The organism is Micromonospora sp. DH13, from assembly GCF_020873825.1.
GTDB classification, from domain to species: domain Bacteria; phylum Actinomycetota; class Actinomycetes; order Mycobacteriales; family Micromonosporaceae; genus Micromonospora; species Micromonospora haikouensis.
Genome location: NZ_JAHWGR010000010.1, coordinates 68,094 through 83,360 on the forward strand (window position 1 = coordinate 68,094; position 15,267 = coordinate 83,360).

Below are 15,267 nucleotides of genomic sequence, written 5' to 3' on the forward strand. Positions count from 1 at the left end.
GCTGACGAAGAGGAGCCCGATGGGCCACGAGAGCGCTCCGGCTTGGCACGTACCCCACCCGACCGTCCTGGGCACCCGGCACGCCGTCTCGTCCGGGCACTACCTCGCCAGCTCCGCCGCCCTGGCGATCCTCGACGCCGGCGGCAACGCCGTCGACGCCGGCTGCTGCGCCGGCATGGCGCTGGCCGTCCTGCACGCCGACGAGGTCAACTTCGCGGGCGTGGCCCCGATCATGATCCGGATGGCCGACGGGACGACCGTCAGCATCGACGGCCTCGGCGTGTGGCCCGCGGGGATACCGGCCGACCTCTTCCAGCGCGAGCACGCCGGCGCGATCCCGCGCGGCCTGCTGCGCACCGTCGTGCCGGCGGCCCCCGACGCCTGGATCACGGCGCTGCGCGACTACGGCACGATGAGCTTCGGCCAGGTCGCCGAGGCCGCCATCCGGCTCGCCCGCGACGGGTTCGCGGCCTTCCCGCTGCTGGTCGAGGGGATCACCGCGCGGCAGCGCGGCTACCGCAACTGGCCGGCGAACGAGGCCATCTACCTGCCCGAGGGCCGGCCGCCCCGGGTCGGCGAGCGGTTCGTCCAGACCGATCTCGCCCGCAGCATCCAGCTCATGGCCGATGCCGAGGCGGCCACCACCGGCGGCCGGTTGGCGGGCCTGGAGGCCGCCCGGGCGGTCTTCTACGAGGGCGAGCTGGCCGAGCGGATGGTCGCGTACCACCGGGAGAACGGCGGCTATCTCACGGCGCGCGACCTCGCCGACTTCCGCTGCCGTTACGAGCCGGTCCTGACCACCCGCTGGCGCGACTTCGACGTGCTGACCTGCGGCGCCTGGTGCCAGGGCCCGACGCTGGCCCAGACGCTGCAGATCCTTGAGGCGTACGGCCTGCAGGACCTGGAGCACAACTCGCCCGGGTACGTGCACCTGGTCGTCGAGGCGCTCAAGGGCGTCTTCAGCGACCGCGAGCACCTCTACGGCGACCCGGCGTTCGTCGACGTCGACGTCGAGCGGCTGTTGTCGACCGCACACGCGGCGGCCCGCGCGGCCGGCATCGACGCCGACCGGGCCCACCCGGGCCTGCCCGACCTGATCTTCGGCACGCCGCAGCAGCTGCCCGAGCCCAAGGACTACGACGAGCTGCCGGTCGTCGGCGAGGGTGCGACCTCGTACGTCTGCGTGGTCGACGCCTGGGGCAACGCGTTCTCGGCGACGCCGTCGGACGGCGCCTCCACCTCGCCGGTGATCCCCGGCACCGGGTTCGTGCCGTCGCTGCGCGGCATGCAGTCGCGGCCCGACCCGGCGCACCCGTCGGGCGTCGCCCCGGGCAAGCGGCCCCGGCTCACCCCGAACCCGGCGATCGTGGTGCGCGACGACGGTTCGGTCATGCCGTTCGGCTGCCCCGGCGGCGACATGCAGGTGCAGGCGATGGTGCAGGTCTTCCTCAACGCCTTCCACTTCGGGATGCCGTTGCAGGAGGCCGTGAACGCGCCGCGCTTCTCCACCTGGAGCTTCCCCAACTCGTTCGCCCCCTTCGACTACCTGCCGTCCCGGCTGTTCCTGGAGGACCGGTTCCCCGCCGGGACCCTCGAGGCGCTGCGCGCCAGGGGGCACGACGTGCGGTCCTGGCCGGCGTTCACCCGGGACGCGGCGGCCGTGGAGGCGATCTACCGCAACGCCCGCACCGGCTTCCTGGAGGCGGCGGCCGACCCGCGCCAGCCGGCGGCGGCGTACGTGTCCTGACCGCCCTTCGAGCAGCTCCGTGAGGAGATCGTGGTGAGCGTTGAACCCCCGTACGTGGTCGCCGGGCGGATCCACACGATGGACCCGGCGCGCCCGCTGGCCGAGGCGATGGCGGTGGACGGCGACCGGATCGCCGCCGTGGGCACCCGGGCCGAGGTGCTCGCCGCCTGCCCCGCCGGGGCCCGCGTCGAGGAACTGGGCGGCGCGACGATCATCCCCGGCCTCATCGACACCCACCTGCACATGCAGCGCGGCGGCCTCAAGATCATCCATGACCTCGGCGACGCCACCCACGATCTCGACCTGGTGATCGCGACCATGCGGGAGAAGGGCTTCGCGGCCGGGTGGGGGCCGCAGCCACCGACCCCCGCCGACCGGGCCGCCGCCCTGCGGCTGGTGCAGCCGCTGATGCACCAGCTCGGCTTCACCGGGATCATCGACCCCGCGGCGACCCCCGAGGAGCTGCGCGGCTACCAGGAGAGCCGGCGGCGGGGCGAGCTGACCATGCGGGTGGTGGCCATGCCGTACCCCGAGGTGGGCGGGTTCGCCGACCCGGACGTCGACGGGGCGATCGGGTGGCTGCGGGGCCTGGGCCTGCGCACCGGCGACGGCGACGACCTGCTGCGCGTCGGCGGCATCAAGGTCTACTTCGACGGTGAGGCGATGAAGGGCGAGGCGCTGCGGCGCACGCCGTGGCCGCACAGCGGCTCCACCGGGCGGCAGCGCCTGCCCACCGCGCAGTTCCAGCGGCTGGTGGACTTCTGCGCCACCGAGGGCTGGTCGGTCGGGGTGCACGCGGTCGGCGGCGCCGCGATCGCCGCGGTGCTCGACTGCTTCGCCGAGGCCGACCGCAAGCACCCCATCGCCGGCCGGCAGTGGCAGGTGATCCACGGCTACCTGGAGGTCGAGCCGGAGTCGATGGCCCTCGCCGCCCGCCTCGGCGTCGTCCTGGCCGCCCAGCCGTCGATCCCGCTGCGCAACGCCGCCGGCCTCGTCGCGCAGCTCGGCGCGGGGGCGGAACGGATGAACCCGCTGCGGTCCTGGCTCGACGCGGGGGTCCCGGTGGTGCTCGGCTCCGACGGCCCGTTCTTCCCGTTCGACCCCCGCGAGCTGATCTGGTCGGCGGTCACCCGGCGGGTCCGGGGCCGGGCGGAGCCGCTCGCCCCGCAGGAGGCGATCACCGTGGCGGAGGCGCTGGCCGCGTACACCGCGACGGCCGCCGTGGCGGCCTTCGGCGGCGACCGGCGGGGCCGCCTCGCGCCCGGCCGGCTGGCCGACTGGGTCGCCTTCGACCGGGACCCGTTGGGCGTGCCGCCCGACGAGCTGCCGACCCTGCGGGTGCTGCGCACGGTGGTCGGCGGCCGGACGGTCCACCGGGCGCCGGCATGAGCGCCGGGGCCCGCCACCGGCCGTCGACGGGACTGGGCGCGGTTGTTTACACATCGGCAACACACGTGGGACGCTACGGGATCCATAAAGCAATACCGTGGATCCAATGCAGTTCGTTTCGGTGGAAGGGAAACCGGATGACTCATCGGCCGCAACCCCAGCTCGCAGCGTACGTCGGGGCAGCGCAGGCGGCGAAGCGGAGCGCGCCAAGATGACCATGGAACAGGCTCTCGCCGCGCCGGCCACCACCCGACGGCGCAGGCCCATGGCGGACGGCGCCGCCGCCGAGCGGCGCTGGCTGCTGTGGCCGCCACTGGTGTTCTTCCTCCTCACCGTCGCCGGGCCCGTCGTCGCGCTGGTCCAGCAGGCGCTCTCCGGCGAGGGCAACGCCTTCGCCGAGTCCCTGCGGATGGAGGTCTTCGTCGACTCCGTGTGGCGCACCCTGCTGCTCGCGGCGGTGGTGACCGTGGCGACGGTCGTCGTCGGCACCTGCTACGCGTTCGCCATCGCGGTCGGGCCGGTGTGGGTCAAGGCGCTGCTCATGGGCGGCCTGCTGATCTCCCTCTGGACGTCGGTCATGGTGCGCACGATCGGCTGGATGCTCCTCGAACTCCCGACCGGCGCGCTCTTCTGGGTGCTGGAGCTGCTGCACCTGCGCAGCGAGCCGATCGACTTCTACCAGAGCACCGCGGCGATGTACCCGGCGATGATCGCCGTGATGCTGCCGTTCGCCGTGCTGCCGGTGCTGGCGTCCGTCATCGGCTTCGACCGCGAGCAGCTCAAGGCCGCCACCGTCTTCGGCGCGGGGCCGCTGCTCACCCTCGGCGCGGTCGTGCTGCCGGCGATCCGCCAGGCCATGATCAGCGGCGGCGTCCTGGTGTTCGTGATGAGCCTGGGCTTCTACGTGACCCCGCTGCTGCTCGGCGGGCCCGCCAACATGACCATGTCCGGCATCATCAACGCCCAGCTCAACACCGCCAACCGCGCCGACGTCGGCGCGGCGATGAGCCTGCTGCTGGTCGGCGGCACGGTGGCCATCTACCTGGTCGCCGACCGGCTGTTCAAGGTCAGCGAGAGGTGGGGCTGACATGACCGACTCCCCGCTGCGCCGCAGCCTCGGCTGGTACCGGTTGCCCATCCTGGCCGTCGCGCTGGTGACCAGCCTGCTGTTCTACGTCCCGTTCCTGGTCGTCGTGGCGACCAGTTGGACGGAGACCTCGTTCATCATCTTCCCGCCGGACGGCTTCTCCCTGCAGTCGTACTCCGGGGTGCTCAACGATCTGGAGTGGATGGACGCGTTCAAGGTGTCGCTGCGGGTGGCCGGGCTGGGCACCGTCATCTCGGTGGCGCTGGGCACCCTCGGCGCGCTGGCGCTGACCCGGCTGCGCTCGCGGACGGCGCGCAGCTGGGTCCGCACGCTCTTCATCGTGCCGATGGCCATCCCGCCCGTGGCGTACGCCGTCGGCCTCTACTCGGTCAGCCTCCGGGCCGAGGCCCTGCAGGACAACCTCGCCCTGCTGGTCCTCGGCGAGGCGCTGCTCGCCGTGCCGTACGTCTTCGTGATGGTCTCCTCCGGCCTGAGCCAGGCCGACCCCGCGCTGCGGCCGGTGGCCAGCACGCTCGGGGCCGCCTGGCCGATGGTCATCTGGCGGGTCGACCTGCCGATGATCGTGGGCCACATGCTCGCCGGCGCGGTCTTCGCCTTCGCCGTGATCTTCGACGAGGTCGTCCTCTCGGTCTTCCTGACCCCGATCGGCGTCAAGACCCTCCCGTTGCAGATGCTCACCGCGTCGCAGGAGGAGCTGTCGCCGCAGCTCACCGCCGCCTCGACGCTGGTCTCGATGCTCGCCGTCGCGCTGCTCGGCGGCTACAGCCTGTTCTCCAACCGCCGGGCGGCCCGCGCCCGGCGTCTCTCCCGAAAGGCCGCGACCGCATGAGCATCGCGCTGTCGATCAAGGATGTCCACGTCACCCTCGGCCAGTTCGAGGTCCTGCGGGGGGTGAGCCTCGACGCCGAGCCGGGCACGTTCGTGACGCTGCTCGGCGCCAGCGGCAGCGGCAAGACCACGCTGCTCAACGTCATCGCCGGGCTGCAGCAGCTCGACTCCGGGCACGTGCTGTTCGACGGGGCCAACGTCGAGCGCCGGCCGCCGCGCAAGCGCCGGGTCGGGGTCGTCTTCCAGTCGTACGCCCTGTTCCCGCACATGAGCGTGGGGGAGAACGTCGCCTTCCCGCTGCGGGCGGCCCGCCGGCCGGCTGCCGAGCGGCGGCGCGTGGTCCAGGAGATGCTGGACCTGGTCGACCTCGGCGGCATGGTGGACCGGGCCCCGGCGTCGCTCTCCGGCGGTCAACGGCAGCGGGTGGCGCTGGCCCGCGCGCTCGCCTCGGACCCGGCCATCCTGCTGCTCGACGAGCCGATGGCCGCCCTCGACAAGCAGCTGCGCGAGCGGATGCAGGTCGAGATCAAGCGGATCCAGCAGCAGGTCGGCATCACCACCGTCGCGGTCACCCACGACCAGGCCGAGGCGATGACGATGTCGGACCTGGTGGCGATCATGCACGAGGGGCAGCTCGTGCAGGTCGACTCGCCGGAGAACCTCTACCGCCGGCCGGTCAACGAGTACGTCGCGAGCTTCCTCGGCGAGGCCAACCTCTTCCCGGCCGACCGACAGGGGCCGCTGCCGGTCGACTCGGGCGCACCGGCGACCGGCACGGCGGTGGTCCGCCCGGAGGACCTGGTCGTGCTCGACGCCGGCCAGCTCGGCGACCGCTGGCACGTGCGCGGCGTGGTCCGCCTGCTCAGCTTCCAGGGCAGCCGCTTCCGGCTGGAGGTGACCACCCCGGCCGGGCGCAGCGTGGTCTGCTCGCTGCCGCCGCACACCGACGCCGGCGCGCTGCTGCCCGGCAGCGAGGTGACGCTCGGGTGCGCGGACTCCGACCGGGTCCACGTGATCCACCCGGCCGCCGTGGGTGAGCAGCTCAAGCTGGTCGCGTGATGGCGGCGGGCAGGCCGGGGTGGCGGCGATGATCGAGACGGTCCTCGGGCCCGTCGCGGCGGCCGGCGTCGGCCGGGTCAACATGCACCAGCACCTGCTCAGCGACGCCAGCGCGCTGAGCCGCCCCGGGGCGGAGCCGGCCCCCGCCGACGCGCGGGTGACGACGGCCAACCTGGGCTTCCTCCGGTGGAACGCCCTGGCCCTGGCCGACAACCTGCGGCTGGACGACCCGCGGCTCGCCGTCGCGGAGCTGCGGCACGCCGCCGGCGGCGTCGACCTCGTCGTCGAGGACACCAGCATCGGGCTGGGGCCGGACCACCCGGCCCTGCCGGCGATCTCGCGGGCCGCGGGCGTGCACGTCGCCGTGGCGTACGGCCTGTACGTGACGCCGACCCTGCCGGGCTGGGCTCGGGACCTCGACGAGGACGGGGTGCACCGCCTCCTGCACGGCGCGCTGACCGACCGCGTCCCGGGCACCGACTACCGCGCCGCCCTGCTCGGGATCATGGGCACCACCGCGGCGTTCCCCGCCGTCGAGCGGGCCCGGCTGCGGGCCGCGGCCGTCGCCGCCGCCGGTGCCGGGGCGAGCGTCGGCGTCCGGCTCGACGGCGACAGCCGCACCGGCGTCGAGGTGGTGGCCGAGCTGACCGCCGCCGGGCTGCCGGCCGACCGGATCCTGCTCACCAACGCCGACGAGTATCTCGACGCCGCCTACTGGCACGACTTGATCGACACCGGCGCGACCCTGGAGATGTGCTTCGGCACCGAGTGCCAGCACGTCGGGCGGATGCGTAACCCGTCCGACGGGCAGCGGCTGGACTTCTTCGAGGCGTTCCTCGCCGCGCGCCCCGACGGCCGGTGGGTGCTCGGCGGCTCGGTGTGGACCAAGGCCCAGCTGCGCCGCTACGGCGGTGAGGGCTACGACCACCTCACCACCCGGGTCCTGCCGGAGCTGGTCCGCCGGGGCGTCGCCCCGGACCGGCTGGCGGCCATGGTGACCCACGAGCCGCGCCGGCTGCTGGACCGGCCGTCCCCGATCGCTGTTCCGACCACCACCCCGGCCGAGGAGGCCCACGATGCGCGCTGAGCTGCCCGCCCTCGCTCCCACCCAGGCGCTGTTCGTCGACGGGGCGTGGCACCCCGGCGGTGAGCTGTTCGACGTCGTCGACCCGGCCACCGAGGAGGTGCTCACCCGGGCCGTCCAGGCCACCCCGGCCGACGTCGACGCGGCCGTGGGCGCGGCCCGGCGGAGCCTGGCCGACCGGCGCTGGGTGGGCCTGCCGCCGCTGGAGCGGACCCGGATCCTGCACCGGGTCGCCGACCTGATCGAGGCGGAGCTGGAGCAGCTCGCGATCCTGGAGACCCGCGACAACGGCAAGCCGATCGAGCGGTCCCGGGCCGACGTGGCCACCGCCGCGCGCACCTTCCGGCACTTCGCCGGCGCGCCGAGCCGGCTGCTGGGCAGCACCGTCCCGATCGATCCCGGCGCGCACCACGTCTACACCACGCTGGAGCCGGTGGGGGTGGCCGCGCTGATCCTGCCGTGGAACTTCCCGATCATGACCGGCGCTTTCAAGATCGCCCCGGCGCTGGCCGCCGGCTGTTCGGTGGTCGTCAAGCCGGCCGAGCAGACGCCGCTGACGATGCTGCGCCTCGCCGACCTGATCACCGCCGCCGGGGTCCCCGCCGGGGTGCTCAACGTGCTGACCGGCGACGGCCGGGTCGGCGCGGCCCTGGTCGACCACCCCGGCGTCGCCAAGGTCTCCTTCACCGGGAGCACGGAGGTCGGCCGGCTGGTCGGCGCCGCGGCCACCCGGCGGTTGGCGCGGGTCACCCTCGAACTGGGCGGCAAGAGCGCCAACATCGTCTTCGCCGACGCCGACCTGGACGCCGCCGTCATCACCGCGATCCGCGCCTCGTTCGGGCACTCCGGGCAGATGTGCACGGCCGGCAGCCGGCTGCTGGTGCACCGCGCGGTCCTCGCCGAGTTCACCGGGCGGCTCGCCGAGGCGGCGGCGCGGGTGCCGGTCGGCGACGGGCTGGCCGGGGGCGTCTCGGTGGGGCCGCTGGTCTCGGCGGAGCAGCGCGAGCGGGTCCTCGGCTACGTCGCGCAGGGGTGCGCCGAGGGGGCCGAGCTGCTCGTCGGCGGCGCGGCCCCGGCCGGCCCCGGCTTCTACGTGCCGCCCACCGTCTTCGCGGGGGTCACCAACGACATGGTCATCGCCCGGGAGGAGATCTTCGGGCCGGTGGTCGGCGTGCTGGCCTTCGACGACGAGGCCGAGGCGGTGCGGATCGCCAACGACTCGACGTACGGCCTGGCCGCCGGCGTCTGGACCACCGACCTGAGCCGGGCGCACCGCGTCGCGGCCCAGCTGGAGGTGGGCACGGTGTGGGTCAACAGCTACAACGTGTTCGACCCCGCGCTCTCCTTCGGCGGGCGCAAGGAGTCGGGCGTCGGCCGCGATCTCGGCGACGAGGCGTTGCACGGCTATCTGGAGTCGAAGGCCGTCGTCGTCAGCCTGTAGATCGTATCCATTCTGAGGGAGATAGTATCCATGAGGCTGGCGAGCGTGGGAAATCGTGCCGTACGATGGGATCCACATTCGGTCTTTCTGGATCCCATGTCGGGGAGTTGGGAGAGCGGTCGACGGTGGAGCTCTCGGTGAACGCTGACCACGCGGACGTCGACCGGCTCGGCACCCTCGTGCGACCCGTGGACGTCGCCCGGGAGCGGGCGCAGACGGTCGGGGTGCGCCACGCGCACCACCTCAACTCCGCGGGTTCCGCCCTGCCGACGGTCGCGGTGGTCGACGAGGTCGTCGCCCACCTGCGGCGCGAGGAGACCGAGGGCGGCTACGAGGCCGCCGCGGCCGTCGCCGGCCGCATCGAGGAGGTGTACGCCTCGGCGGCGCGTCTCGTCGGCGCCCGGGCCGAGGAGATAGCCCTGTCCGACAGCGCGAGCACCGGCCTGCGGGTCGTCGTCGACGCGCTCCGCCTCGACGCGACCAGCCGCGTGCTGGTCGCCCGCTCGACCTACGTCAGCCACGCCCTGCACCTGCTCAGCCTGACCCGGGAGACCGGCGCGGAGCTCGTCGTCCTGCCCAGCGGCCCCGACGGCGCGGTCGACCTCGACCGGCTGGAGCGGGCGCTGACCGGCGGCCCGCGCGACGTCGTCTGCGTCGCCCAGGTGCCGACGTCCTCGGGCCTGGTCGAGCCGGCGCGCGACATCGGCGCGCTGACCCGCCGCTCCGGCGCGGTCTACCTGCTCGACGCGACCCAGTCGGTCGGGCAGCTGCGCATCGACGTCGACGAGATCGGCTGCGACGCCCTGGTGACGACCGGACGCAAGTTCCTCCGCGCCCCCCGGGGCACCGGCTTCGCGTACCTGCGCGGCGGCTTCCTCGACCGGCTCACGCCCGTCGCGCCCGACGTGCGGGGCGCGGTGTGGACGGGGACGCACCAGTGGACCCTGGCGCCGACGGCCCGCCGCTTCGAGACCTGGGAGTCCTCGGTGGCCGGCCGGCTCGGCCTGGGGGTGGCGCTGACCCAGCTGCTCGACCGGGGCGTCGAGGCGACCGAGGCGTACCTGACCGCGTGCGGGGCCCGGCTGCGCCGGGGGCTCGCCGCCATCGACCGGGTGACCGTGCAGGACCCGCCGGCCAGCCGCTCGGGCATCGTCACGTTCACCGTCGACGGTCTCGGCAGCGACGCGGTCAGCCGGCGGCTGGCCGTGCGCGGCGTGCGCACGGTGTCGGTGCCGGCCAGCCACGGCCAGTGGGACCTGGGCCTGCGCGGCGTGCCCGCCGTGGTCCGGGCCTCGGTGCACGTCTACAACAACGACGCCGACCTCGACGCGCTGCTGGGCGCGGTGGCCGAGATCGCTCGGGGAGCGAACCCGTGAGCGGGCCGCCCGAGGTCGACGTTCTCGTCGTCGGGCTCGGCGTCCACGGCACGGCCGCCGCCTACGAGCTCGCCCTGCGCGGCGTGGACGTCGTGGCGATCGACCAGTTCGCCGAGGACCACCACCGGGGCTCGTCGCACGGCCGGACCCGGATGATCCGGCGCGCGTACCCCAACCCGGTCTGGAACGACCTCGTCGCGCGGGCCTTCGCCGGCTGGGAGCGCTGGGAGCGGGCCAGCGGCGAGACCCTGGTGCGGCGCACCGGCGGCCTCTACGCCCACCGGGGGACGGCCCAGCTCCAGGGGCCCGGCTGCGAGGTCGTCGAGGACCGGGGCCGGCTGCGGGAGCTGATGCCCTCCTTCGCCGTGCCGGACGGTCACCGGGCCGTGTACGACCCGTCCGCCGGGGTCGTCGAGGCCGGCACCGCCCTCGCGGTGGCCCGCGCCGGGGCCCGGGCGGCCGGCGCGGAACTGGCCTTCGGCGAACGCATGCTGAGCTGGCAGGCGACCGGCGACGGGTGCCTGGTCGAGACCACCGCCCGCCGGATCCGGGCCCGCTCGCTGGTGCTCGCCACCGGCGCCTGGGTCGGCCGCGCCGTGCCCGAGTTCGCCGACCTGTTCGAGGTGTGGCGCATCGTCACCGTCACGCTCCGCCCCGACCAGCCGGCCGCCCGGCCGCCCCGGCTCGGCGCCTTCTCCGTGGACCGGCCCGAGGGCCTCGTCTTCGGCATCCCCGACGCCGCCGGCAACGGCTTCAAGGCCGGCGTCGACGCCGGGGAGGTCTGGGACCCGCAGCGGCCGGCCGCGCCGCCGACGGCCGACGAGATCGGCGACCTGTGCCGCCTGATGGCGCGCTACGTCCCCGGCGTGGCCGCCGACCCGCAACGGGACGTGGTCGAGGCGGCGTCCTGCCTCTACACGATGACCCGGGACCGGCGGTTCGTGCTCGGCCGGCTGCCCTGGGCCCCGCCGGTGGTCGTCGCCGCCGCGTGCTCCGGGCACGGGTTCAAGTTCGCCCCGGCGATCGGCGCGGCCGTCGCCGACCTGTGCGGCGGCGACGACCGCCGCGACCTCGACTTCGTCGGCGTACGACGCCGGCTCGACCCGTGACGCCCGCGCCGCCGGCCCCGGCGTCCCCCGCCGGTGGGCCGGTGCCCGCCGCCCGCATCCCGCACCCCGTGGAGGACTCATGACGACCGCAGCGCACTGGAACGACCCCCTCACCGCAGCCGAGATCGCCGAGGTCGTCGCGCTGGTCGCCGACGATCCGCGGATCGGCAAGCGCCCGCGCTACTGGGGGATCGCCGTCGAGGAGGGACTGGCCCGGGCCCTCGCCCCGGGGCAGGGCCGGCCGGTGCGGCTGGTGGTGATGAACCCCGACGCCCACGCCGCCTGGGAGGTCGGCGCGTGGACCTCGGGCACCGACCGGCCGGCGTCGATCGCCTCCTGGTCGCCGGTCGACGCCGAGCGGCCCGGCGTCTCCAGCGAGGAGGCCCGGATGGTCGCCCAGGCGTGCCGCGAGGACGCCGCGTTCCAGGCGGCGCTGGCCCGGCGCGGCATCACCGACGTCTCGCTGGTCTGGGTCGACCCCGAGTCGATCACCGGCTTCGAGCCCGAGGACCTGGTCGGCCGACGGCTGTCCTGGGGCACCGTCTGGCACCGGGTGAGCGAGGACGACAACGGCTACGCCCGGCCCGTCGCCGGGCTCGTGCCGATCATCGACCTGGAGACCCTCGAGGTGGTCCGGATCGAGGACCACGGGGTGCTCCCGATGGCCTCCGAGACGGGCAACTACCGCTCCGGCACCTGGGGGCCGGACCGGCACGTCGCGCCGCTGGAGATCGTCCAGCCCGAGGGGCCGGGCTTCACCATCGACGGGCAGCTCGTCACCTGGCAGAACTGGTCGTTCCGCGTCGGCTTCACCCACCGCGAGGGCCTGGTGCTGCACGACGTCGTCTACCACGACGGCGACGAGGCGCGGCCGGTGGTGCGCCGGGCGGCCGTCAGCGAGATGTACGTGCCCTACCTCGACAGCGACCCGACCGCGTACCGCAAGAACTTCTTCGACTGGGGCGAGTACGGCGCCGGGCCGCTCACCGCGTCGCTGGAGCTGGGCTGCGACTGCCTCGGGGAGATCCGCTACTTCGACACCGCCGTGCTCAACGGCCACGGCGAGGCGCGCACCATCAAGAACGCGGTCTGCCTGCACGAGGAGGACTTCTCGATCCTGTGGAAGCACGTCAACACCCGCACCGGTGAGGCGGACGTGCGGCGCAGCCGCCGCCTGGTGATCTCCTTCTTCGCCACCGTGGCCAACTACGACTACGGCTTCTACTGGTCGTTCTACCAGGACGGCATGATCGACCTGGAGATCAAGCTGACCGGCGTCATGTCGGTCTCCGGCATCGACGACGGGCAGACGCCCCGCTACGGCCGGCTGGTCGCCCCCAACGTGCAGGCCCCCAACCACCAGCACTACTTCGGCCTGCGGCTGGACATGGGGGTCGACGGCCCGCTCAACCGGCTCTACGAGATCCACGCCGAGGTCGAGGAGGACGAGGCGCTCAACCCGTACGGCAACGCCTGCCGGATGGTGCGCACGCCGATCACCACCGAGGCCGAGGCGGCCCGCAGCACCAACCCGGCGAAGGCGGTGCACTGGCTGGTCGAGAGCACGTCGCGGACCAACCGCTACGGCGACCAGACCGGCTACCGCCTCACCCTGCCCAACACCGCCCGGCTCTACGCCCGGCCGGGCAGCGTCGTCGAGCGGAAGGCGCCGTTCGTCGCCAGGCAGCTCTGGGCCACGCCGTACGAGCCGACGGAGCGGTTCATCGCCGGCGAGTACCCGAACCAGGCGCCGCTCGGCGCGGAGGGCATCACCGCCTGGCAGCAGGCGAACCGGTCGCTCGACGGCGTCGAACTCGTGCTGTGGCCGGTGGTCGGGGTGCACCACGACCCCCGCCCCGAGGAGTGGCCGATCATGGCGGTGCACCGCATCGGCATGCGGCTGGAGCCGGACGGCTTCTTCGACCGCAACCCGTCGCTGGACCTGCCGGCCCCGCGCCGCCACGGCGCCGGCGCCGACGACGCCTGCTGCCACTAGGGGGCGCGGCATGGACCAGGTGTGGTCGGTCACCGGGCCGATCGGCCCGGACGACCTCGGGCTGACCCTGCCCCACGAGCACGTCTTCGCCAACCTGACCCGCACCGAGTCGCGGGACGGGTTCATGACGGTGTGGGAGGAGCGGGAGCGCGACATCCGCCGGTTCGTCGAGCGCGGCGGGAAGACCCTGTGGGACGTCACGAACGGGGAGCTGAGCGCGTACGCCGCGCCCGTCTACTACGACCGGGACCCGGCCCACCAGGTGCAGAACCCGGTCACCGGGTCGCGCTCGGTGGCCAACGTGCTGGCGACCAGGGAACTGGCCGAGCGCACCGGCGTCACCGTGGTGCTGGGCACGGGGCACTACTTCGAGGCGTACCTCGACCAGGGCTGGTGGGAGCGCACCAGCACCAACCAGATCGCCGACCACCTGGTCGCGGACCTGCTCGACGAGATCCCCGGCACCGGCGTGCGCGCCGGCCTGATCGGGGAGATCGCCTCCGACCAGCCGAGGATCACCGCCAACGAGGAGCGCTCGTTCCGGGCCGCCGGCCGGGCGGCGGTCGAGACCGGGGCGCTGGTGAGCACCCACGCGCCCACCTACCCCACCGGCGAGGCGCAGATCGACATCCTCACGGCCGAGGGCGTCGACCCGGAACGGATCGTGATCGGGCACACCGACACGGTCAAGGACGTGCGCTACTCGCTGGATCTGCTCCACCGGGGCGTCTACGTCCAGTACGACTGCATGATGGCCTGCAAGAGCGGCGGGCAGGTGGTCGTGCCGGAGCTGCGGCGGCGGGTGGACTACCTCCGGCACCTCGTCGACCGGGGCTTCGCCGCGAAGATCCTGCTGTCGCAGGACGTCAGCCAGCGGTCCCACCAGGCCGAGCTGGGCGGGCCGGGGATGTGCTTCCTGTTCGAGGAGTTCACCGAGTACGCGGTGGCGGCGGGCATCGAGCCCGAGGTGCTCACGATGATGACGGTGGACAATCCCCGGCGGGCGATGTTCGGCCGGTGAGGCCCGTGGCCGGGACGCTCCTGCGGGGGCGCCCCGGCCACGTGTGTGCTCAGCCGGCGGCCGGCCCGCCTGCGACGTCGGCGGTCGGCCGCGTACCGTCGGCGGTCGGCTTGCCCGCGGCCAGCCAGGCGAAGACCTGGTCGCTGGTGACGAGGGCGTCGCGCTGGAGGTACCGCACGGCGCGCAGCGCGGCGTCGTGCGCCTCGCGGGAGGAGCCGCCGACGCAGTCGGTCAGCACCCGGACCCGGTAGTCGTGCTGGTGGGCGTCGACGGCCGTGTAGTGGATGCACACGTCGGTGAGCCCGCCGATCAGCAGCACCGTCCCGGCCCGGTACGCCTTGAGCACGATCTCCAGCTCGGTGCCGAAGAACGCCGAGTAGCGCCGCTTGCGGATGAGGAACTCCTCGGGGCGCGGCCGCACCCACGGGGCGAGTTCCGTCTCGGGCCACCCCTCGACGCAGTGCGGGCCCTCGTCGCCGTCCAGCTCGCGGCCGATGTCGACCAGGCTCGGCTTGTGGACCTCCTGGATGAAGACGACGGGGACGTCGTGCTCGCGGCAGGCGTCGATGAGGCGTTCCACCCGGTCGGCGCGCTCCCGGCGGCCGCCCATCTGGGCGATCTCGGAGCGGGACTCCTCGTCGGGCACCGGGCCGCCCTGGATGTCGACCACGACGAGTACGGCGTTGCCCACGATCGCGGGCGGCGGCGGGTTCGTCATGACTTGAACACCACGTAGACCTTGCGCAGCGTCTCGTGGACGGTCCACGTCCCGCACCAGCCGATCGGGAAGTAGGCCGTGCTGCCGGCGGTCACCTCGGCCGGCTCCTCGCCGTCGCGGTGGACGGTCATCCGGCCGGAGACGACGTGGATGATCTCGCCCCGGGTGAGGAACTCCCAGCGCGACGTGCCCGGGTCGCTCTCCCAGACGCCGGAGATCACGGTGCGCGCCTCGTTGGTGAAGTCCACCCGGCTGCGGACGAGGATCTCGCCGCTCAGCGGCTGCGCGCTCGGCGGCCCGAGGGGCTTCTCCTCGAGCCCCGTGGCCGTGCGGGGGACGGTGGTGAGCGTCATGTGACCTCCTGAGTGCGGGGAACAGGCCCAGGCTAACT

At 73.9% G+C, this 15,267-nt stretch carries 13 protein-coding genes; 11 read left to right on the forward strand and 2 right to left on the reverse strand.

The annotated features are described in order from the left end of the window. Window positions 1-19 precede the first annotated feature (19 nt). The 11 genes from LPA42_RS12500 to LPA42_RS12550 all read left to right on the forward strand — a co-directional run bounded on the left by LPA42_RS12500 (window position 20) and on the right by LPA42_RS12550 (window position 14,158). Window positions 20-1,747: a gamma-glutamyltransferase family protein gene (locus tag LPA42_RS12500; RefSeq protein WP_077939732.1), complete on the forward strand. Its 1,728-nt coding sequence runs from the start codon at window positions 20-22 to the stop codon at window positions 1,745-1,747. A 33-nt stretch (window positions 1,748-1,780) separates the two neighbouring features. Then, a complete protein-coding gene (locus tag LPA42_RS12505; RefSeq protein ID WP_144082783.1) occupies window positions 1,781-3,136 on the forward strand; it encodes an amidohydrolase in 1,356 nt (451 codons plus the stop codon). 211 nt (window positions 3,137-3,347) lie between these two features. Continuing rightward, the gene (locus LPA42_RS12510) at window positions 3,348-4,223 is read left to right on the forward strand and encodes an ABC transporter permease (protein WP_144082784.1); all 876 of its coding nucleotides are present in this window, start codon (window positions 3,348-3,350) and stop codon (window positions 4,221-4,223) included. 1 nt (window position 4,224) lies between these two features. Continuing rightward, window positions 4,225-5,073: an ABC transporter permease gene (locus LPA42_RS12515; RefSeq protein WP_077939735.1), complete on the forward strand. Its 849-nt coding sequence runs from the start codon at window positions 4,225-4,227 to the stop codon at window positions 5,071-5,073. Continuing rightward, on the forward strand, window positions 5,070-6,131 hold the full coding sequence (locus LPA42_RS12520) for an ABC transporter ATP-binding protein (RefSeq protein WP_077939736.1): 1,062 nt from the start codon (window positions 5,070-5,072) through the stop codon (window positions 6,129-6,131). The genes LPA42_RS12515 and LPA42_RS12520 overlap by 4 nt, the downstream gene beginning before the upstream one ends. Window positions 6,132-6,159: 28 nt before the next feature. Continuing rightward, window positions 6,160-7,218, forward strand: a complete 1,059-nt coding sequence (locus LPA42_RS12525) for a phosphotriesterase (RefSeq protein ID WP_096761721.1) — start codon at window positions 6,160-6,162, stop codon at window positions 7,216-7,218. After that, complete coding sequence (locus LPA42_RS12530; RefSeq protein ID WP_077939738.1) at window positions 7,208-8,656, forward strand: aldehyde dehydrogenase; 1,449 nt, start codon at window positions 7,208-7,210, stop codon at window positions 8,654-8,656. Before LPA42_RS12525 ends, LPA42_RS12530 begins: the two co-directional genes overlap by 11 nt. A 137-nt stretch (window positions 8,657-8,793) precedes the next feature. Then, entirely contained in the window at window positions 8,794-10,032 is a 1,239-nt protein-coding gene (locus LPA42_RS12535; protein ID WP_158229491.1) for an aminotransferase class V-fold PLP-dependent enzyme, read from the forward strand. Then, entirely contained in the window at window positions 10,029-11,141 is a 1,113-nt protein-coding gene (locus tag LPA42_RS12540) for an FAD-dependent oxidoreductase (protein WP_077939740.1), read from the forward strand. Before LPA42_RS12535 ends, LPA42_RS12540 begins: the two co-directional genes overlap by 4 nt. A gap of 79 nt (window positions 11,142-11,220) precedes the next feature. Then, window positions 11,221-13,137: a primary-amine oxidase gene (locus LPA42_RS12545; RefSeq protein WP_077939741.1), complete on the forward strand. Its 1,917-nt coding sequence runs from the start codon at window positions 11,221-11,223 to the stop codon at window positions 13,135-13,137. A 10-nt stretch (window positions 13,138-13,147) separates the two neighbouring features. Beyond that, window positions 13,148-14,158 carry a phosphotriesterase gene (locus tag LPA42_RS12550; RefSeq protein ID WP_077939742.1) on the forward strand — a complete coding sequence of 337 codons (1,011 nt, stop codon included), beginning with the start codon at window positions 13,148-13,150 and terminating at the stop codon, window positions 14,156-14,158. Between the two features lie 49 nt (window positions 14,159-14,207). Here LPA42_RS12550 and LPA42_RS12555 read toward each other — a convergent pair whose 3' ends face one another. Together LPA42_RS12555 and LPA42_RS12560 are read right to left on the reverse strand one after the other, a co-directional pair. Continuing rightward, the gene (locus LPA42_RS12555) at window positions 14,208-14,876 is read right to left on the reverse strand and encodes a cysteine hydrolase family protein (RefSeq protein ID WP_077939743.1); all 669 of its coding nucleotides are present in this window, start codon (window positions 14,874-14,876) and stop codon (window positions 14,208-14,210) included. Beyond that, window positions 14,873-15,229 (reverse strand): cupin domain-containing protein, encoded by a 357-nt coding sequence (locus LPA42_RS12560; RefSeq protein WP_077939744.1) that lies wholly within the window; start codon window positions 15,227-15,229, stop codon window positions 14,873-14,875. Before LPA42_RS12560 ends, LPA42_RS12555 begins: the two co-directional genes overlap by 4 nt. Between the last annotated feature and the right edge of the window lie 38 nt (window positions 15,230-15,267).